At 41.3% G+C, this 19,309-nt stretch carries 31 protein-coding genes; 1 reads left to right on the forward strand and 30 read right to left on the reverse strand.

Going from position 1 to position 19,309, the window contains the following annotated elements:
• Nucleotides 1-20: 20 nt before the first annotated feature.
• The 30 genes from rpsD to rpsL form a co-directional block, all read right to left on the reverse strand.
• A complete protein-coding gene (rpsD, locus tag K1F36_RS08870; RefSeq protein WP_108246830.1) occupies nt 21-626 on the reverse strand; it encodes a 30S ribosomal protein S4 in 606 nt (201 codons plus the stop codon).
• Between the two features lie 113 nt (nt 627-739).
• The gene (gene rpsK / locus K1F36_RS08875; RefSeq protein WP_220113509.1) at nt 740-1,132 is read right to left on the reverse strand and encodes a 30S ribosomal protein S11; all 393 of its coding nucleotides are present in this window, start codon (nt 1,130-1,132) and stop codon (nt 740-742) included.
• Nucleotides 1,133-1,233: 101 nt separating this feature from the next.
• Nucleotides 1,234-1,608, reverse strand: a complete 375-nt coding sequence (gene rpsM / locus K1F36_RS08880) for a 30S ribosomal protein S13 (RefSeq protein WP_207034994.1) — start codon at nt 1,606-1,608, stop codon at nt 1,234-1,236.
• A gap of 2 nt (nt 1,609-1,610) precedes the next feature.
• Nucleotides 1,611-1,727 (reverse strand): type B 50S ribosomal protein L36, encoded by a 117-nt coding sequence (gene ykgO / locus K1F36_RS08885; RefSeq protein ID WP_010519235.1) that lies wholly within the window; start codon nt 1,725-1,727, stop codon nt 1,611-1,613.
• Between the two features lie 4 nt (nt 1,728-1,731).
• Nucleotides 1,732-1,947: a translation initiation factor IF-1 gene (gene infA / locus K1F36_RS08890; RefSeq protein ID WP_014031991.1), complete on the reverse strand. Its 216-nt coding sequence runs from the start codon at nt 1,945-1,947 to the stop codon at nt 1,732-1,734.
• A gap of 3 nt (nt 1,948-1,950) precedes the next feature.
• Nucleotides 1,951-3,294, reverse strand: a complete 1,344-nt coding sequence (gene secY, locus K1F36_RS08895) for a preprotein translocase subunit SecY (protein ID WP_220113510.1) — start codon at nt 3,292-3,294, stop codon at nt 1,951-1,953.
• Between the two features lie 11 nt (nt 3,295-3,305).
• Complete coding sequence (gene rplO / locus K1F36_RS08900; RefSeq protein WP_220113511.1) at nt 3,306-3,758, reverse strand: 50S ribosomal protein L15; 453 nt, start codon at nt 3,756-3,758, stop codon at nt 3,306-3,308.
• Nucleotides 3,759-3,771: 13 nt separating this feature from the next.
• Nucleotides 3,772-3,951 carry a 50S ribosomal protein L30 gene (rpmD, locus tag K1F36_RS08905; protein ID WP_108246825.1) on the reverse strand — a complete coding sequence of 60 codons (180 nt, stop codon included), beginning with the start codon at nt 3,949-3,951 and terminating at the stop codon, nt 3,772-3,774.
• A gap of 12 nt (nt 3,952-3,963) precedes the next feature.
• Complete coding sequence (gene rpsE, locus K1F36_RS08910; RefSeq protein WP_090293767.1) at nt 3,964-4,488, reverse strand: 30S ribosomal protein S5; 525 nt, start codon at nt 4,486-4,488, stop codon at nt 3,964-3,966.
• 6 nt (nt 4,489-4,494) lie between these two features.
• Nucleotides 4,495-4,848 carry a 50S ribosomal protein L18 gene (gene rplR / locus K1F36_RS08915; protein ID WP_207034999.1) on the reverse strand — a complete coding sequence of 118 codons (354 nt, stop codon included), beginning with the start codon at nt 4,846-4,848 and terminating at the stop codon, nt 4,495-4,497.
• An 11-nt stretch (nt 4,849-4,859) separates the two neighbouring features.
• Entirely contained in the window at nt 4,860-5,402 is a 543-nt protein-coding gene (rplF, locus tag K1F36_RS08920) for a 50S ribosomal protein L6 (protein WP_220113512.1), read from the reverse strand.
• A 19-nt stretch (nt 5,403-5,421) separates the two neighbouring features.
• The gene (gene rpsH, locus K1F36_RS08925; protein ID WP_220113513.1) at nt 5,422-5,820 is read right to left on the reverse strand and encodes a 30S ribosomal protein S8; all 399 of its coding nucleotides are present in this window, start codon (nt 5,818-5,820) and stop codon (nt 5,422-5,424) included.
• Between the two features lie 18 nt (nt 5,821-5,838).
• Complete coding sequence (rpsN, locus tag K1F36_RS08930; protein WP_108246820.1) at nt 5,839-6,108, reverse strand: 30S ribosomal protein S14; 270 nt, start codon at nt 6,106-6,108, stop codon at nt 5,839-5,841.
• Between the two features lies 1 nt (nt 6,109).
• Complete coding sequence (rplE, locus tag K1F36_RS08935; protein WP_220113514.1) at nt 6,110-6,661, reverse strand: 50S ribosomal protein L5; 552 nt, start codon at nt 6,659-6,661, stop codon at nt 6,110-6,112.
• Nucleotides 6,662-6,663: 2 nt separating this feature from the next.
• Nucleotides 6,664-6,975, reverse strand: a complete 312-nt coding sequence (gene rplX, locus K1F36_RS08940; RefSeq protein WP_220113515.1) for a 50S ribosomal protein L24 — start codon at nt 6,973-6,975, stop codon at nt 6,664-6,666.
• A gap of 16 nt (nt 6,976-6,991) precedes the next feature.
• On the reverse strand, nt 6,992-7,360 hold the full coding sequence (rplN, locus tag K1F36_RS08945; protein ID WP_014032002.1) for a 50S ribosomal protein L14: 369 nt from the start codon (nt 7,358-7,360) through the stop codon (nt 6,992-6,994).
• A 2-nt stretch (nt 7,361-7,362) separates the two neighbouring features.
• Nucleotides 7,363-7,620 (reverse strand): 30S ribosomal protein S17, encoded by a 258-nt coding sequence (gene rpsQ / locus K1F36_RS08950; RefSeq protein ID WP_100816200.1) that lies wholly within the window; start codon nt 7,618-7,620, stop codon nt 7,363-7,365.
• Between the two features lie 13 nt (nt 7,621-7,633).
• Nucleotides 7,634-7,825 (reverse strand): 50S ribosomal protein L29, encoded by a 192-nt coding sequence (gene rpmC / locus K1F36_RS08955; RefSeq protein WP_108246817.1) that lies wholly within the window; start codon nt 7,823-7,825, stop codon nt 7,634-7,636.
• 19 nt (nt 7,826-7,844) lie between these two features.
• On the reverse strand, nt 7,845-8,264 hold the full coding sequence (gene rplP, locus K1F36_RS08960) for a 50S ribosomal protein L16 (protein WP_220113516.1): 420 nt from the start codon (nt 8,262-8,264) through the stop codon (nt 7,845-7,847).
• A 19-nt stretch (nt 8,265-8,283) separates the two neighbouring features.
• Nucleotides 8,284-8,994 carry a 30S ribosomal protein S3 gene (gene rpsC / locus K1F36_RS08965; protein WP_108246815.1) on the reverse strand — a complete coding sequence of 237 codons (711 nt, stop codon included), beginning with the start codon at nt 8,992-8,994 and terminating at the stop codon, nt 8,284-8,286.
• Between the two features lie 10 nt (nt 8,995-9,004).
• Complete coding sequence (rplV, locus tag K1F36_RS08970; protein ID WP_108246814.1) at nt 9,005-9,412, reverse strand: 50S ribosomal protein L22; 408 nt, start codon at nt 9,410-9,412, stop codon at nt 9,005-9,007.
• A gap of 7 nt (nt 9,413-9,419) precedes the next feature.
• Nucleotides 9,420-9,698 (reverse strand): 30S ribosomal protein S19, encoded by a 279-nt coding sequence (rpsS, locus tag K1F36_RS08975; RefSeq protein WP_108246813.1) that lies wholly within the window; start codon nt 9,696-9,698, stop codon nt 9,420-9,422.
• A gap of 12 nt (nt 9,699-9,710) precedes the next feature.
• Nucleotides 9,711-10,535, reverse strand: a complete 825-nt coding sequence (rplB, locus tag K1F36_RS08980) for a 50S ribosomal protein L2 (RefSeq protein WP_166249057.1) — start codon at nt 10,533-10,535, stop codon at nt 9,711-9,713.
• A 9-nt stretch (nt 10,536-10,544) separates the two neighbouring features.
• Entirely contained in the window at nt 10,545-10,835 is a 291-nt protein-coding gene (rplW, locus tag K1F36_RS08985) for a 50S ribosomal protein L23 (protein ID WP_163626144.1), read from the reverse strand.
• Nucleotides 10,836-10,842: 7 nt separating this feature from the next.
• Nucleotides 10,843-11,472: a 50S ribosomal protein L4 gene (gene rplD, locus K1F36_RS08990; protein ID WP_220113517.1), complete on the reverse strand. Its 630-nt coding sequence runs from the start codon at nt 11,470-11,472 to the stop codon at nt 10,843-10,845.
• Nucleotides 11,472-12,095: a 50S ribosomal protein L3 gene (gene rplC, locus K1F36_RS08995; protein WP_220113518.1), complete on the reverse strand. Its 624-nt coding sequence runs from the start codon at nt 12,093-12,095 to the stop codon at nt 11,472-11,474. The genes rplD and rplC overlap by 1 nt, the downstream gene beginning before the upstream one ends.
• A 162-nt stretch (nt 12,096-12,257) precedes the next feature.
• The gene (gene rpsJ, locus K1F36_RS09000; RefSeq protein WP_108246808.1) at nt 12,258-12,563 is read right to left on the reverse strand and encodes a 30S ribosomal protein S10; all 306 of its coding nucleotides are present in this window, start codon (nt 12,561-12,563) and stop codon (nt 12,258-12,260) included.
• Nucleotides 12,564-12,575: 12 nt separating this feature from the next.
• Nucleotides 12,576-14,702, reverse strand: a complete 2,127-nt coding sequence (fusA, locus tag K1F36_RS09005) for an elongation factor G (protein ID WP_207035013.1) — start codon at nt 14,700-14,702, stop codon at nt 12,576-12,578.
• A gap of 8 nt (nt 14,703-14,710) precedes the next feature.
• A complete protein-coding gene (rpsG, locus tag K1F36_RS09010; RefSeq protein WP_127140093.1) occupies nt 14,711-15,187 on the reverse strand; it encodes a 30S ribosomal protein S7 in 477 nt (158 codons plus the stop codon).
• 19 nt (nt 15,188-15,206) lie between these two features.
• Nucleotides 15,207-15,581 carry a 30S ribosomal protein S12 gene (rpsL, locus tag K1F36_RS09015; protein WP_014032016.1) on the reverse strand — a complete coding sequence of 125 codons (375 nt, stop codon included), beginning with the start codon at nt 15,579-15,581 and terminating at the stop codon, nt 15,207-15,209.
• A gap of 517 nt (nt 15,582-16,098) precedes the next feature.
• Between rpsL and K1F36_RS09020 the strand changes: the two genes are divergently transcribed.
• A complete protein-coding gene (locus K1F36_RS09020) occupies nt 16,099-19,305 on the forward strand; it encodes a SusC/RagA family TonB-linked outer membrane protein (RefSeq protein WP_220113519.1) in 3,207 nt (1,068 codons plus the stop codon).
• The last annotated feature ends 4 nt before the right edge of the window (nt 19,306-19,309 follow it).

The following is a 19,309-nucleotide window of genomic DNA, read 5'->3' on the forward strand; positions in this document are numbered from 1 at the left end:
ATTGGATTAATGTTGAATTCTTATTTAGAGTATAATTCGACTATCAGTTGCTCCTTGATATTCTCAGGAATCTGAAGCCTTTCTGGAACAGCTACATAAGTACCTTCTTTCTTTTCAGAGTTCCAAGTAATCCATTCGTAAACACTGCTATTGTTAGCCAATGAATCCACGATGGATTGTACGGATTTGGATTTTTCCCTAACACCAACAACATCGCCAGCTTTTAGCGAGTAAGATGGAATGTTAACTACCTCTCCGTTTACAGTAATATGACGGTGCGATACCAATTGGCGCGCACCTCTTCTTGATGGGGATACTCCCATTCTGAAAACCACGTTATCTAAACGTGACTCACACAATTGAAGCAAAACCTCACCGGTAACTCCTTCTTTTCTTTTTGCCTCGGCAAATAGATTACGGAATTGTTTTTCCAAAATACCATACGTGTATTTTGCCTTTTGCTTCTCCATCAACTGGATTGCATATTCAGATTTTTTACCACGGCGTCTGTTGTTACCGTGTTGTCCTGGAGGGTAATTTTTCTTTTCGAATGACTTATCGTCTCCGAAAATCGCTTCTCCAAATTTTCTAGCGATCTTTGTTTTTGGTCCTGTATATCTTGCCATCTTCTTTTAGTTTGAAAGTGCGATTATGAATTAAGGCTTATCCTTCGATAATCTAACTGCACCTTCGGGTGAAGACCCTTTTTAGGGGGCCCGTTAAACAATATAATTGATAATTAAACTCTTCTTCTTTTAGGAGGTCTACAACCATTGTGTGGTAGTGGAGTAACATCTACGATCTCTGTTACCTCGATTCCTGAGTTGTGAATGGAACGAATGGCAGATTCCCTACCGTTACCTGGTCCTTTTACATAAACCTTCACTTTTCTCAAGCCTGCTTCATGAGCAACCTTTGCACAATCTTCCGCTGCAACCTGAGCTGCGTAGGGAGTGTTCTTTTTTGAACCACGGAATCCCATTTTTCCTGCAGATGACCATGAAATAACATCACCTTTCTTATTGGTAAGAGAAATAATGATGTTGTTGAAAGATGCTACAACGTGCGCCTCTCCAGTAGCATCTACTATTACTTTGCGCTTCTTGGTTGTAGTTTTACTTGTTTTTGCCATATTTTTTAGTTTCTAGTGTTAGCTCTTAGTTATTGGAATCCTAGACTTTTACATTTCAAACAGATTCTTCTAACGTCTAAATACTAATGACTATGTTCTTATTATTTAGTTGCTTTTTTCTTGTTGGCAACCGTTTTTCTTTTTCCTTTTCTGGTCCTAGAGTTGTTCTTTGTACGTTGACCTCTCAATGGCAATCCTGCTCTGTGACGAATTCCACGGTAACAACCGATGTCCATCAAACGTTTGATGTTCATTGAGGTTTCAGAGCGAAGCTCTCCTTCAATCGTGTAAGCTCCAACCGCTTCCCTGATTTTACCGATTTCATCATCGGTCCAATCGGAAACCTTGGTATCTTCACTTACTTGGGCTGCTGCCAAAATTTCTTGCGCCCTACTTTTACCTATACCGAAGATGTAGGTAAGCGAAATAACGCCACGCTTTTGTTTAGGTATATCTACCCCTGCAATTCTTGCCATAATTACCCTTGTCTTTGTTTAAATCTAGGATTCTTTTTGTTGATTACATACAATCTGCCCTTTCTGCGAACGATCTTGCAGTCGGCACTTCTCTTCTTTATTGATGCTCTTACTTTCATGTAACTAGTATCTATACGTAATTCTTGCTTTTGTTAAATCGTATGGACTCATCTCCAACTTTACTTTATCACCGGGAAGCAGCTTAATATAGTGCATACGCATTTTCCCTGATATGTGCGCCGTTACCACGTGCCCATTTTCCAATTCTACCCTGAACATTGCATTAGACAATGCTTCAATAATAGTCCCGTCTTGTTCTATTGCTGGCTGCTTTGCCATAAATTATGCTACTTTTCTGTTTTTACCGGTTTTCATCAAGCCGTCGTAATGTCTATTCAACAAATAAGAATTTACTTGTTGCACAGTGTCTATGGCCACACCTACCATAATCAATAGTGATGTTCCTCCATAAAACAATGCCCATCCGGCCTGTACGTCCATCAATTTTACAACGATTGCTGGCAATACTGCCAACAAGGCCAAAAATATGGATCCTGGTAATGTAATCAAGGACATGATTTTGTCCAAATAATTTCCTGTTTCCTTCCCAGGGCGTATGCCAGGAATGAAACCACCACTTCTTTTCAAATCATCGGCCATTTTGTTGGTCGGTACTGTGATTGCTGTATAGAAGTATGTGAATATGATGATCAACACTGCAAATAGGATATTGTAAGCCAACCCAAATATATCGGCAAACTGTACTTCCATCCACTGACCTGCAGCTGTATCATTAAATGTTCTTCCGATCAAACTTGGTGCGAACATAATTGCCTGCGCAAAGATAATCGGCATTACACCAGATGCATTCAATTTTAAAGGAATGTATTGACGTGCTCCCATTACGTTCTTTTCATATCCTCCAGAGGCTGTCCTTCTTGCGTATTGTACCGGAATCTGTCTTACGGCCATGGTCAAATAAACACTGGCTAAGATTACCAAGAACCAAACAATCACTTCAATCAACATAAACATGATTCCACCAGTATTGTTGGTTGTTCTTGAGACGAATTCCTGAGCAAATGCTTGTGGCAACGTAGCGATGATACCCACCATAATCAAAAGGGAGATACCATTTCCAATTCCCTTATCGGTAATTTTCTCACCCAACCACATGGCGAATACACATCCTGTTACCAATATAATAACAGCTGGAACGATAAAATCCAAACCTTTGCCCAAAACAAATGCACTATCCGGCACACCAAGGGCACCAAGACCGTACAAATAGGCAGGGGCTTGAACTATACAGATACCAATTGTTAACCAACGGGTAATCTGGTTGATGGTCTTTCTACCGCTCTCGCCTTCTTTTTGCAGTTTTTGAAGATAAGGAATCGCAATTCCCATCAACTGAACCACAATGGAAGCGGAGATATAGGGCATAATACCCAAAGCGAATACCGAAGCATTCGCAAAAGCACCACCTGTAAAAGCATTCAGAATACCCAAGATTCCATTTTCGGTCTGCGAGGATAATTGGGCCAATTGGGTGGTATCAATACCAGGAAGTACAACTTGTGCACCGAATCGGTACACCAATAATAATCCCAATGTTAGGATAATACGTTGTCTCAGTTCATCTATCTTCCAGATATTTGATATGGTCTCAATAAATTTCTTCATGCTATATGTTCTTATAAACTTATTGCTTCACCTCCTGCTGACTCGATGGCAGCTTTTGCGGAAGCAGTAAATTTATGTACAGATACTTTAAGGGACGTCTTCAATTCGCCATCACCCAATATCTTTACCAAATCATTTTTGTGGGCCAATCCATTCTCGATAAGGGTTTCCAAAGTAACTTCGTTTTTCACGGTTCCTTTGTCCACCAATTCTTGAAGTTTGCCCAAATTGATTCCTGTGTACTCTTTTCTGTTGATGTTGGTAAAACCAAACTTGGGTACACGTCTTTGCAATGGCATCTGACCACCTTCGAAACCAATCTTTTTGGAATATCCAGATCTAGACTTGGCTCCTTTGTGTCCACGGGTAGAAGTACCTCCTTTACCGGAACCTTCTCCACGTCCTACACGTTTTCCTTCTCTGTGCACAGCGCCATCCGCTGGTTTAAGATTATTCAAATCCATGTGCCTTTATATTTTAAGCTTCCTCTGTGGAAACCAAGTGTTTTACCTTATTTACCATTCCAAGGATACTAGGTGTTGCTTCGTGTTCAACTACCTGTCCGATTTTTTTCAGTCCAAGAGCCTCCAAAGTCCTTTTTTGGTTTTGTGGCTTTTTAATGCCGCTCTTTATTTGCTTAACCTTAATCTTTGACATAATATCCTCTATTTATCCTTTAAAGACTTTTTCCAAGGAAACTCCTCTTTGCTTCGCTACGGTGTCAGCACTTCTCAATTGCAACAAAGCATCGAAAGTTGCTTTTACCACATTGTGCGGGTTTGAAGATCCTTGGGACTTAGAAAGTACATCTTGTACTCCAACTGCTTCCAATACGGCTCTCACTGCTCCACCGGCGATCACCCCGGTACCATGCGATGCTGGCTTGATGAACACCCTTGCGCCTCCGAACTTTCCTTTTTGTTCGTGAGGAAGTGTTGCTTTTGTCAAAGGTATACGAACCAAGTTCTTTTTAGCATCCTCGATAGCCTTGGCGATAGCTGTGGCAACCTCTTTGGATTTACCCAAACCATGTCCAACTACTCCGTTTTCATCACCAACAACAACTATTGCCGAAAAGCCAAAGGCTCTACCACCTTTTGTTACCTTGGTAACCCTTTGTACTCCAACCAAACGGTCTTTCAACTCCAGTCCACCTGGCTTTACTGTCTCTACGTTCTTGTAATTCTGGTACATAGTTTATTAAAATTTTAGTCCGGCCTCCCTCGCGCCTTCAGCCAATGATTTTACTCTTCCGTGATATAGGTTTCCTCCTCTATCAAAAGCCACGGCTTCAACACCAAGCTTAAGGGCCTTTTCAGCTATGGCCTTACCCACGTTGGTCGCGATTTCGGACTTTGTTCCTTTGGCATCGACATCCTTATCTCTGGATGAAGCTGCCGCCAAAGTTACACCTTTATTGTCGTCTATCAACTGGGCGTATATTTCTTTATTGCTTCTGAAGACAGACAACCTTGGTCTTGCTTCAGTTCCGAAGGATACTTTTCGTATTCTTCTTCGGATGCGTAATTTCCTTTCAGTAGTAGATAATCCCATAGTCTTAATTATTAAGCTGATTTACCTGCTTTTCTTCTTAATTGCTCACCTACAAACTTCACACCTTTTCCTTTGTAAGGCTCTGGCTTACGGAAAGATCTTATTTTGGCAGCCACTTGACCTACCAATTGCTTGTCGTGAGATGTTAGTTTTACGATAGGGTTCTTCCCTTTTTCGGAGATAGTCTCAATCTGTACTTCTGGAGCGATGTCCAAAACGATGTTATGAGAGAACCCAAGGGCCAAATCCAACTTTTGACCTTGATTGCTGGCTCTGTAACCAACACCTACAAGTTCCAATTGCTTGGTCCAACCATTGGTCACACCTTCTACCATATTATTGATAAGAGCGCGGTATAAACCATGTTTTGCTTTATGTTCGTTGTTATCGGAAGGTCTTTCCAAAACAACACTTCCGTCCTCGACTTTTATGTCAATCCCTGAAAACTCTTGTGAAAGCTCACCTAGCTTACCTTTTACAGTAACCACGGAATCCTTCACTTCTATAGTGACTCCATCAGGAATTTTAACTGGACTGTTACCTATTCTAGACATTTTTCTTCTCTTTTCTCAATTAATATACGTAGCACAAAACTTCACCACCTACGTTCTCTTGTTGAGCTTGCTTGCTAGTCATCACTCCATGAGAAGTTGATATGATGGCAATCCCCAACCCGTTCAATACTCTTGGCAAATCGCTTGAGTTTGAATATTTACGCAAACCTGGTTTACTAACCCTCTGCAATTTTTTTATGATAGGCTCCTTGGTGAATTTATCATACTTAAGGGCTATCTTGATATTCCCTTGTACTTCGTTCTCCTCGAACTTATAACTCAAAATATATCCTTGGTCGAACAATATTTTGGTAATTTGTCTCTTTAGATTGGAACCTGGGATATTTACAACCCTATGACCTGCCTTGCTGGCATTTCTCAATCTGGTCAAATAATCTGAAATTGGATCTGTAAGCATTTCTTTTCTTTATCTAAATTACCAACTTGCCTTTTTAACACCAGGAATCAAACCTTTGTTGGCCATTTCCCTGAACATTACCCTTGATATACCAAAAGTTCTCATGTAACCACGAGGTCTACCAGTTAGTTTACAACGGTTCCTCATACGAACTGGAGATGCATTTACAGGCAACTTTTGTAAAGCCTCATAATCTCCCGCTTCCTTTAGCGCCTTTCTTTTCTCGGCGTATTTTTCTACCATTTTAGCCCTTTTTCTTTCGCGGGCTTTCATTGATTCCTTGGCCATACTAGTTCTTTTTAAAGGGTACTCCCAGTTCGGTTAACAATGATTTTGCTTCCTTGTCAGTTTCAGCGGAAGTAACGAACGTAATGTCCATCCCATTGATTCTGTTAATTCTATCGATATTGATTTCTGGAAAGATGATTTGTTCGGCAACACCCAAATTGTAGTTACCTCTCCCGTCGAAACCAGTGGCTTTAACTCCAGAGAAATCACGCACCCTTGGAAGGGCACTTGTGATCAATCTATCCAAAAATTCGTACATGCGCTCACCTCTCAATGTCACTTTAGCACCAATCGGCATACCCTTTCTCAGTTTAAAGGTTGCAACGTCTTTCTTTGAAAGCGTAGCTACCGCCTTTTGACCTGTGATATTGGTCAGCTCGTCCACGGCATGATCGATAAGCTTTTTATCTGAAACAGCAGCACCAACTCCTCGGCTCACTACTATTTTCTGCAACTTAGGAACCTGCATTACATTCTTGTAACCAAACTCTTCCGTTAGCGCCTTGACCACGCGCTCCTTATATTCTTGTTTTAATCTTGGAATATAACTCATGACTAAATTACTTCATTGGATTTTTTAGAAACCCTTACTTTCTTTCCATCCCTTACTTCGTACCCAACACGAGTTGCCTCGCCAGATTTTGGATCAATCAAGGAAAGATTGGAAATATGCATTGGAGCTTCCTTTTTAGTTATGCCTCCTTGAGGATTGTTCGCACTTGGCTTTTCGTGTTTGGACACCTCATTGACACCTTCCACGATAGCTTTGTTCTTTTCACGGTCTACTTGAAGCACTTTACCTTCGCTGCCCTTGTGGTCTCCCGCAATGACTCTTACCGTATCCCCTGTTTTTATTTTCAACTTCATCTTTCTGATATTTCTTTTATAGCACTTCAGGCGCCAATGAAACAATCTTCATGAATTGTCTGTCCCTCAACTCTCTGGCAACAGGACCGAATACACGAGTTCCTCTCATCTCCCCGGTTGGGTTCAACAACACACATGCGTTGTCATCGAAACGGATGTAAGAACCGTCAGGTCTTCTCACTTCTTTCTTTGTTCTAACAACAACTGCTGTAGACACAGAACCTTTCTTTACAGTACCGTTCGGAGTAGCTTCTTTTACAGTAACAACGATTTTGTCACCCAAGGAAGCATATCTCCTTTTTGTTCCTCCTAGTACGCGGATGGTCAAAACTTCTTTTGCACCGGTATTGTCCGCAACTCTTAATCTTGATTCTTGCTGTACCATAATTATTTAGCTCTTTCTAGGATTTCTACCAACCTCCAGCATTTTGTTTTGCTCAATGGTCGTGTTTCCATTATTTTGACGGTATCACCTTCGTTGCAATCGTTCTTCTCGTCGTGGGCAACATACTTCTTGGTCTTCAAAACGAATTTCCCGTACATAGGGTGTTTCATTCTTTTTACCTCAGAAACCACTATCGATTTCTCCATTTTGTTGCTGGTAACAACGCCTATTCTTTCTTTTCTTAAATTTCTGTTTTCCATAAGGCAGAACCGATTATTGTAATTCCCTTTTAGTTATTTCAGTCGCAAGTCTTGCTACCGTCCTTCTAGTCTTTCTGATCTGTAAAGGATTTTCCAAAGGAGTAACGGCATGTGCCATTTTAAGGTCGGCGTGTTGTTTTTTCAACTCGGCCAATCTCTCCTTTAGCTCTTCAATTGAAAGTTCTTTTATTTCTGATTGTCTCATCTTTCTTCTCAATTAAAAATTAGGCGGAATAATCCCTTGCTACAATAAACTTGGTCTTGACCGGAAGTTTTTGTGCCGCAAGCCTTAAGGCCTCTTGGGCAATATCCTTTGGTACACCAGCAATCTCGAACATGATTCTACCCGGCTTTACCACGGCTACCCAATATTCTGGAGCACCTTTACCTTTACCCATACGGACCTCAAGAGGTTTTTTGGTGATAGGCTTGTCCGGGAATATTTTGATCCACAATTGACCTTGTCTCTTCATGTATCTTGTCGCAGCGATACGTGCAGCCTCTATTTGACGGGAAGTAATGAAGTGCGAATCCATGGACTTGATACCGAACATTCCATTGGAAAGTTGGTGCCCTCTCTGGGAGATACCCTTCATACGCCCTTTCTGGGCCTTACGAAATTTTGTTCTTTTTGGCTGTAACATTTTACCTTACTTTATCTAATTACTTTCTACGGCGAGGTTTCTTATTATCCTTACCGCTTTTTCCTTGACCAGTACTCAATCCTACCAATGGGGAAAGCTCTCTTTTTCCATAGACCTCTCCTTTCATGATCCACACTTTAACCCCTAATCTACCGTAAGTAGTATGAGCTTCGTGCAAAGCATAATCTACATCCGCACGGAAAGTAGACAATGGAATCCTTCCTTCTTTGTAAGATTCTGAACGCGCCATTTCAGCACCGTTCAAACGTCCGGAAATCTGAATCTTGATACCTTCGGCATTCATACGCATTGCAGCAGCAATCGCCATTTTAATAGCTCTTCTGTATGAAATCCTACTCTCAATCTGTCTTGCAACACTTGCAGCTACCAAGTTAGCATCAAGCTCAGGTCTCTTAATTTCATGAATATTGATCTGAACCTCTTTGTTGGTGATTTTCTTAAGTTCTTCTTTAAGTTTATCAACCTCTTGTCCACCTTTACCGATAATGATACCAGGTCTAGATGTGGTAATGGTAATAGTGATCAATTTCAAGGTTCTCTCGATAATTACCCTTGACACACTGGCTTTTGCCAAACGTGCATGGATATATTTTCTGATCTTATCGTCTTCAGCCAGTTTATCGCCGTAATCATTTCCTCCGTACCAGTTGGATTCCCATCCTCTGATAATTCCTAAGCGATTTCCTATTGGATTGGTCTTCTGTCCCATATTCTAATTTCTAGCTTTCAACGTTGTTATTGGCCTCCAAGATCATTGTTACATGATTGGAACGCTTTCTGATTCTATGTGCCCTACCTTGTGGAGCAGGTCTCAATCTCTTCAACATAGTTCCTCCGTCTACACGGATTTCCTTGATGTAAAGATTTGCCGCTTCGATATCAGCACCCTCATTTTTTGCTTCCCAGTTAGCGATTGCCGATAGCAAAAGCTTTTCCAACTTTCTGGATGCCTCTTTAGGGTTAAACCTTAAGGTAGCCAAAGCCATCTCAATTTGCTTACCTCTTACCAAGTCAGCGACCAAACGCATTTTTCTTGGAGACGTTGGGCAATTGTTAAGCTTTGCAATAGCAAGTTGCTTTTTCTCTTCCTTCAACCTTTCGGCCATTTCTCTCTTACGAACTCCCATAGCTTACTTACTTTTTACCTTTGTTTTTAGCCCCTGCATGACCTCTAAAAGATCTAGTAGGTGAAAATTCTCCCAATTTGTGGCCAACCATGTTCTCAGTAACAAAAACGGGAACAAATTGTCTTCCGTTGTGCACTGCGATAGTCTGCCCTACAAAGTCTGGTGTTATCATAGAGGCCCTAGACCACGTTTTGATAACTGTTTTCTTACCTGATTCTATATTGGTCTGGACTTTTTTCTCCAGACTAAAATGAACGTATGGTCCTTTTTTTAACGAACGTGCCATTTAACTTTTCTTTTATTTCTTTCTACGTTCTATGATATATCTATTGGTGTCCTTGGTCTTGGAACGGGTCCTGAATCCTTTTGCAGGAATACCGTTTCTAGATCTTGGATGACCTCCTGAAGCTCTACCTTCACCACCTCCCATTGGGTGATCTACAGGGTTCATCGCTACAGGTCTAGTTCTTGGTCTTCTACCCAACCATCTACTTCTACCCGCTTTACCGGAAACAAGCAATTGATGGTCAGAGTTGGAAACTGCCCCGATAGTGGCCAAACAAGTGGCCAAAATCATTCTAGTCTCCCCAGATGGCAATTTCAAGGTTACGAACTTACCGTCCTTTGCCATTAATTGAGCAAATGTACCTGCGCTTCGTGCCATAATTGCACCTTGGCCAGGCCTCAACTCGATACAAGAAACAATAGTACCCAATGGAACTTCACCTAAAGGCAGTGCATTTCCAATTTCCGGAGCAGAACCGGAACCAGACTGGATAGCCTGACCTACCTGCAAACCATTTTGGGCAACCACATATCTTTTTTCACCATCCTTATACTCTACCAAGGCAATAAATGCAGTTCTGTTCGGATCATACTGGATTGAAACTACAGTAGCTTCAACACCTTGTTTATCCCTTTTGAAATCGATGATTCGATATCTTCTTTTATGACCACCACCTTTGTGGCGCATGGTCATTTTTCCTTGACTGTTCCTACCACCTGTCTTTTTGATCGGAGCAAGCAAGCTTTTCTCCGGCTTATCAGTAGTAATCGCGTCAAATCCGTTTACTACTCTAAAACGCTGACCAGGGGTTATCGGTTTTAATTTTCTAACTGACATTTCTCGTCTTTATAGATTACTGTAAAAATCAATAATATCACCTTCAGCCACATCAACAATTGCTTTTTTGATAGCATTTGTTTTGCCATGCTGAATACCGGTTTTTGTATAACGACTCTTACGCGTTGGACCATAATTCATGGTTCTTACCTTTTCAACAGACACACCATAAGTAGCCTCTACCGCTTCTTTGATTTCCAACTTGTTAGCAGTTGGATTTACAAAGAATCCGTAGCGATTGAAAAGCTCGCTATCGGCGGTCATCTTCTCCGTAATTATCGGTTTTATCAACACACTCATGATACTCTTATTTCTTTAGGTTCGATTCAATTCCTTCCAAAGCGCTTTCGGTCAACACCAAACTTGTTGCATTAACAATTTTGTAAGTGTTTAATCCTGAGTTTGTTACAACTTCGGAACGTTCCAAATTACGCGACGACAAATATACGTTATTATTTGTATCACCCAACACAATAAGGGACTTTTTCTTTTCTATTCCCAAGGAAGACAAGAAATTAACGAAGTCCTTGGTTTTTGGAGCTTCAAAATTGAAGTCTTCAACTACCACCAAAGATTGCTCTTTGGACTTCAAGCTCAAGGCAGATTTTCTGGCCAAACGCTTCATGTTCTTGTTCAACTTTTGGGTGTAGTCCTTAGGTCTTGGACCAAAGATTCTACCTCCACCTCTAAACACAGGTGATTTGATACTACCGGCCCTTGCGGTACCAGTACCTTTTTGCTTTTTAATTTTTCTGGTACTACCAGCGATCTCAGCTCTTTCTTTGGCCTTATGAGTTCCTTGCCTTTGATGGGCCAAGTACTGCTTAACATCCAAATAAATAGCATGCTCGTTAGGCTCTATCCCGAAAACATCGTCAGAAAGCTCTACACTCCGACCTGTTTCTTTTCCTTTGATATCTAAAACTGCTACCTTCATTATTGCCACCTTTGAATAGTTACATATGCATTTTTATGGCCCGGTACACATCCTTTAACAACCAAAAGATTTTTCTCAGGAACCACTTTCAATACTCTTAAGTTTTGTACAGTAACTCTGTCACCACCCATTCTACCGGCCATACGAAGACCTTTAACAACTTTGGATGGATAAGACGCAGCACCGATGGAACCAGGGGCTCTCAATCTATTGTGCTGACCGTGGGTGGCTTGGCCAACTCCACCGAAACCATGACGTTTTACAACACCTTGGAATCCCTTACCTTTTGACGTACCCACTACATCAACAAACTCTCCTTCTTGAAAAAGGTCGACACCTACTGTATCTCCCAATTTGTATTCTCCTTCAAACCCATGGAATTCAACGACTTTCTTTTTAGGAGAAGTACCTGCTTTTTTGTAGTGACCTGTTTCGGCCTTGTTAGCACGTTTTTCTGCCTTGTCATCGAAACCTAGTTGAAGGGCCTTGTACCCGTCTACCTCTTCGGTTCTGACTTGGGTAACCACGCATGGTCCAGCCTCCAAAACGGTACATGGAACATTCTTTCCATTCTCGTCGAAAATGCTGGTCATACCGATTTTCTTACCTATTAACCCAGACATAATTATTAATTATTAATTGTTTCTTTTTCTATTTATACCAAATAATTGGCAAAAAAATTGGGTCAAGAAAATATTCTGTTCTGACCCAGATTCTTTTCTTTCTCCGTTTTTCCCGAACCATCGTTCGGGACATGTGACCCCCGCTATTCAGCGGAAATATTATCAGACTTTAATCTCAACTTCCACACCACTCGGAAGCTCAAGCTTCATAAGGGCATCGATAGTTTTTGATGAAGAGCTGTATATATCCAACAACCTCTTGTACGAGCTTAATTGAAACTGCTCTCTAGCCTTTTTATTCACGTGAGGTGAACGCAAAACTGTAAATATTTTTTTGCGAGTTGGCAACGGAATTGGTCCAGTTACCACAGCACCTGTAGTTTTTACTGTTTTCACAATCTTTTCAGCAGATTTGTCCACCAAATTGTGATCGTAAGATTTCAATTTTATTCTAATTTTTTGACTCATCTTGCTGAAAAATTAAGCGGTTACTCCTTTAGCTGCTTTGATCACTTCCTCTGCAATATTGGAAGGAGTCTCTGCATAATGTGAAAATTCCATTGTTGATGTTGCTCTACCAGAAGACAATGTCCTCAAAGCAGTAACATAACCAAACATCTCGGATAGTGGCACTTCAGCCTTAACAACTTTTGCCCCTGCTCTATCTGACATGCTGTTCACTTGACCTCTTCGACGGTTCAAGTCACCTACAATATCACCCATGTTTTCCTCTGGAGTTAGAACCTCCAACTTCATGATTGGCTCCATTATAATAGCCCTTGCCTTCTTAGCAGCAACCTTGTAACCCAATTTTGCAGCCAATTCGAAAGAAAGTTGGTCAGAATCCACAGGGTGGAAGGAACCATCTTTAAGGGTAATCTTCATGGAATCCATTTCGAAACCGGCCAAAGGACCATTCTTCATAGCCTCCCTGAATCCTTTTTCAACAGATGGAACAAATTCCTTAGGAATGTTACCACCTTTAATAACGTTTACAAACTCAAGTCCGGATTTACCTTCCTCTGCAGGCTCCATAGTAAATACGATATCTGCGAATTTACCACGACCACCAGTTTGCTTCTTATAAGTTTCTCTATGATCAGCTGTACCAGTAATAGCTTCTTTGTACTCCACCTGTGGCTGACCTTGAGTAACGTCAACTTTAAACTCACGCTTAAGACGGTCACAAATAATATCCAAGTGAAGCTCGCCCATACCAGAAATAATGGTCTGACCAGAAGCCTCATCTGTTTTTACTTGGAACGTTGGATCTTCCTCGGCCAATTTAGCCAAAGCCATACCCAATTTATCAACATCGGCCTTAGTTTTAGGCTCAACGGCAATACCGATTACAGGCTCAGGGAACTGCATACTTTCCAGAACTATCGGATGTTTCTCATCTGAAAGGGTATCCCCTGTTTTGATATCCTTAAACCCAACAGCAGCACCAATATCTCCCGCTTCGATAAAATCGATGGCATTTTGTTTATTGGAGTGCATCTGATAGATACGAGAAATACGCTCTTTGTTACCTGAACGGTTGTTCAAAATATAAGAACCTGCATCCAAACGACCAGAATATGCCCTAAAGAATGCCAAACGACCTACGAAAGGATCAGTTGCAATTTTAAAAGCAAGAGCAGCAAATGGCTCTTTTGGGTCTGGTTTTCTTCTTTCTTCTTTTTCCGTATCAGGGTTAACACCTACAATATCATCCTTATCTAAAGGTGAAGGCAAGTAGCGACAAACCGCATCCAACAAGAACTGAACTCCTTTATTTTTAAAGGAAGAACCACAAATCATTGGAATAATGGCTCTGTCCATAACCGCAGCACGTAGCGCAGCATGCACTTCCTCTTCAGTGATAGAGTTTTCATCTTCGAAGAATTTCTCCATCAACTCCTCATCATATTCGGCAACAGCCTCTATCAAGGCAGCCCTGTACTCTCTCACCTCATCCTGCATATCTGCAGGGATATCAACAACATCAAAGGTGGAACCAAAGTTATCCTCGTGCCAAACAACAGCTCTGTTCTTGGCTAAGTCAACGATTCCTTTAAAGTCAGCCTCATCACCAATTGGCAATACAATCGGCACGGCATTTGACCCCAACATTTCGCGAACTTGCTTACAAACCGCAAGGAAGTTAGAACCCTGGCGGTCCATTTTATTCACGAACCCGATTCTTGGCACTTTATAGTTATCAGCCAATCTCCAGTTGGTTTCGGATTGAGGCTCAACACCATCAACGGCGCTGAACAAGAACACCAATCCATCCAATACACGAAGCGAACGGTTTACTTCAACCGTAAAATCAACGTGTCCGGGAGTATCGATAATATTAAAATGGTAATCTTTTGTATCCGGCAAGTCCTTGGCATTCTCCATTGGGAACTTCCAAGTACATGTTGTAGCAGCAGAGGTAATGGTAATACCGCGCTCTTGCTCTTGCTCCATCCAGTCCATGGTAGCTGCACCATCGTGCACCTCCCCAATTTTGTGACTCACACCTGTGTAGAAAAGAATACGTTCTGTAGTAGTTGTCTTTCCAGCATCAATGTGAGCTGCAATACCTATATTCCTTGTATATTTTAAATCTCTTCCCATTGTATTGTTTAGAATCTAAAGTGTGAGAACGCTTTATTGGCCTCAGCCATTTTGTGTGTATCTACTCTTTTCTTCACCGCCGCACCTTCTTCTTTGGCAGCTGCCAAAATCTCGGCAGCCAATTTTTGCGCCATGGATTTCTCGTTACGCTTTCTTGAATAGCTGATTAACCATTTCATGGCAGTGGATATCTTTCTATCTGGACGAATCTGCATTGGAATCTGGAACGTAGCACCACCCACTCTCCTACTTCTAACTTCAACATGTGGCATTACATTGGAAAGAGCGTCTTTCCAAAGCTCCAATCCAGTTTTTTCTTCGTCAGTATTCTTCTCGTCAACGATCTCAATTGCATCATAAAATATCTTGAACGCAATTGACTTTTTACCGTCCCACATCATCATGTTCACAAAACGTGTAACAAGCTGATCGTTAAATTTTGGATCCGGTAATAAAGGTCTCTTTTTTGCCTGCTTTTTTCTCATCTCTCTTTCTTAAAAATGATTAATTTTTAGGACGCTTTGCACCATACTTAGATCGTCGCTGGGTTCTTCCCGCAACACCTGCGGTATCCAAAGCACCGCGAACGATATGATATCGCACACCAGGCAAATCCTTTACTCTTCCGCCCCTTACCAATACTATCGAGTGCTCTTGGAGGTTGTGTCCTTCACCAGGGATGTATGCGTTCACTTCTTTACCATTGGTCAACCTTACCCTTGCAACTTTACGCATTGCCGAATTTGGTTTTTTTGGTGTAGTAGTGTAAACACGCGTACAAACCCCTCTTCTTTGAGGACACGAATCCAAAGCAGCCGATTTACTCTTCTTGGTAATCGTGGCCCTTCCTTTTCGTACTAATTGTGAAATTGTTGGCATTAAATTCCTTTTAAAAACTAAATAACCCTCATTTTGAGGGCTGCAAATGTAATGATAATTCCCAATAATTCAAATCCCAAGCAATTAATTTTAAGCAGAATGCAAAAAAAGATAAAAGCCATCTTAAAAACAATAACTCACACCTACATCAAACACCCCTTTGAAAGGCAAAATTCTTGAACATAAGTAACCAATACATATTAAGGTATAAGGTTACTAAGACAAGAAATAAACCCTTAACATTACCCTAACATTTTTTTATCACATCTATTCTTTAAGACAAAACTAACATCAAACCAAACTTATTGAACTCAACCCCTTTTAATTTATGGGTTAAATCAAAAATATTGCAATAAGAACAATTACACCCCTTTTAAATTATATAGTTATCAATCAAACTTGATGTTTTTGCCGTTACTTCATTTAAACAACCAGTCTTAAAGATTTTATAAAATTAGTTTGGATTATTAACATGAAATTATGATTTTAGCGATTAGCTAATTCAAATAATTTAACAATGAGAACAAAACTTAATGGATTGTTAACGCTATTATTGGCGTTTGTTGTGCATATATCCTATGCACAGGACAAGACGATTACAGGTACAGTTACGGATGCCGATGGCCTCCCGTTACCTGGGGTCAACATTGTCGTTGAAGGGACCTCGTCCGGTACCCAAACAGATTTCGATGGAAATTATGCTATCAGTGCAAGTGAAGGACAGACATTGCTTTTCACTTACATTGGACAACGCCCCTCCAGCAAAGTTGTGGGTGCCAGCAGTGTAATCAATGTTCAAATGGTGGAAGACGCCCAAGCCCTTGAAGAGGTTGTTGTTACCGCACAGGGTATTAAAAGGGAAAAGAAAGCCCTTGGTTACGCAGTCTCCTCAGTTGGAGCGGAAGATTTGGAGCAAAAGGCGGAAGGTGATGTAGGAAGGGTACTAAACGGTAAAGCTTCCGGGGTACTTATTAATGCAGCAAGCGGTGTATCCGGTTCTGCTACCAACATTATTATTCGTGGATTCACTTCAATTTCCGGATCCAACCAACCGTTGTTTATTGTGGACGGTGTTCCGTTCAGCTCTGACACCAATACTCAAGGAGATGCCATCGATGGTAACGTGGGGTCAAGTAGATTTTTGGATTTAGATCCTAACTCCATTGCCAACGTAAGTGTATTAAAAGGTTTAGCTGCTGCCAACTTATATGGTACCGCAGGTAGAAACGGTGTAATATTGATCACCACTAAGGCAGGTGCTGCCGGGGCCAGCAGGGCAAAATCGGAGATTACCGTTACTTCATCAATATTTTTTAATGAAATATCGACATTGCCTGATTACCAAGACCAATATGGAAATGGTTTTGACCAGGCTTACGGTGAATTCTTCAGTAACTGGGGACCTGACTTTAACATTCCTGACCCGAACAACTTTGGTGCTACTTGGAGAGGAACTGCCGCTGATGGTACGATCTTGATCAGACATCCATATTCCGTTAATGCCGGTGTAAGTGCAGCATTTCCTGAATATCAAGGAGCAACTTATGAATTTAGACCTTATGATGGTGTAAAGAATTTTTTCCGTACCGGTGTTGTGACCAACAATGCTGTTAATGCCTCTGGCGGATCAGAAGACGGAAAAATTGCTTTTAATGCAAGTGCAAGTAACTTGAGGGACGAAGGATTTACACCTGGCAACAAACTTCAAAGAACCAACATTAGTTTAGGTGGACGCGCTGAGTTGAGCAACAACTTTACAATCAACTCTACCTTTAACTTTTCCAAGAGTGATGTAAAATCTCCTCCAATTGCAGCAAGTACCGGTAACGGTTCCTTTGGAGCTGGTTCGTCTGTATTTGGTCACCTGTTCTTCACACCACGTAGTGTGGATTTGATGGGACTGCCTTTCCAGAGTCCTATTGATGGTAGAAGTGTTTACTATAGAGGAGGTAACGATATTCAGAACCCAAGATGGACAGCTGCGAATGCATTCGCCAATCAGTTGACCAATCGTTTCTTTGGAAGCACACAAGCTACTTACAAAATAAACGACAACATTAACGTTTTCTGGAGAACCGGTTTGGATTTTTACACAGAGCGTAACGAAATCGGACAGAACAAAGGTGGTGCCGAAGGTTACATACAAGGTAGATATCAAACCTACGACAACAGAAATACAATTTGGGATCACACGCTACAGTTAAATGGTTCTTTCCTATTAACGGAAAAATTAGACCTTAGTGTTAACGTTGGTGCTACTTCTAGAAGAACCGAGTTCTCTCAACAAGGTGTAACCAGTGACCAGCAGTCTATTTTCGGTGTGTTCAGACACTATAACTTTGCCACGGCTCAACCAGTTCAACGTGATGAGACACAGAATATTGTTGGTGTATATGCTCAGACCGAGTTTGGCTATGACAACTTTGCTTACCTTACTTTAGCAGCAAGAAACGACTGGGTTTCCAACTTCTTCGAAAACTCCATCTTCTATCCATCTGCGAGTTTGTCTATACTGCCTACTGCATTGATAGATGGTCTACAATCCCAAAACGGATTGAACTTCTTGAAACTTAGAGCTGGTTATGGTACTTCCGCAGGTTTCTTTGGGGGTTACCCAGTAGCTAGCACAGCAACTTTGGACACTAGGGAATTCTTAAAAGACGGTACGTTGGTATCCTCCATTAGAGTGGATGACGAATTGGCCAATCCAGCCCTAAAACCTGAGCTTCTTCAGGAATTGGAATTCGGTATTGAGAGCCGTTTTATCCAGAACAGAGTTTCTTTGGATGTTTCTATCTATAAGAAAACAACCACAGACCTTATTTCCAACAGACCTTTGGACCCTTCCACAGGTTATACCGAAACTGTTACCAACATCGGTGAGGTACAGGTTAAAGGTATTGAGGCTGACTTAGGAGTTTCCCTATTTAGAAACTCCAACCCAGGTGGATTCAACTGGATGGTTAACGCCAACTTTACTGCAGATGAGTCTACAGTAGTAGACCTTGGTCAAGATACGGACAACATCAACATTGGAGGTCTTTTCTCTGACCTTTCCAACTTTGCTGTTGCAGGACGACCATTTGGTATTATAATGGGCACTAGAGTGCTAAGAGACGACGATGGAAACAAAGTTGTTGCGAGTACCGGTAGCTATGTTGAAGAGCAAGGATTGTTTGAGATTGGAGACCCCAATGCTGACTGGAGATTGAACGTTAGCAATGGTTTCAACTACAAAAACTTGAACTTTGGCTTCGATATTTCTTATAGACATGGTGGTGATGTTTATGCCAACACGATTTCTGCATTGGTTGGTAGAGGACTTACCACAGATACTGAGGATCGTGTTTCCACTTTCATCCTTCCTGGGGTTAAGGCGGATGGTTCCGTTAACGATATTCAAATCAACAACTCCGATTACTACTTTAGTAACGTAGCATTCGGTCCAAGTGAGTTACAGGTTTACGATGGTAGTACCATTCGATTAAGAGAGGTAAGATTAGGATATTCTGTTCCAAAGAAAGCTTTGGAAAAGACACCTTTCGGATCATTGAGCCTAACTTTAACTGGACAAAACCTATGGTTTAAGGGTATCAATGTCCCTAAAGGAACAAACTTTGACCCAGAAAACCTTGGGGTTGGGGTAGGTAACGCCTTAGGTTTCGACTTTATCAACAGCCCAGGCTCTAGAAGATATGGTATGTCTATTAAAGCAACATTTTAAAAAA

Origin of the sequence: Flagellimonas abyssi (assembly GCF_019457905.1) — a bacterium.
In the GTDB taxonomy this organism is placed as follows: Bacteria; Bacteroidota; Bacteroidia; order Flavobacteriales; family Flavobacteriaceae; genus Flagellimonas; species Flagellimonas abyssi.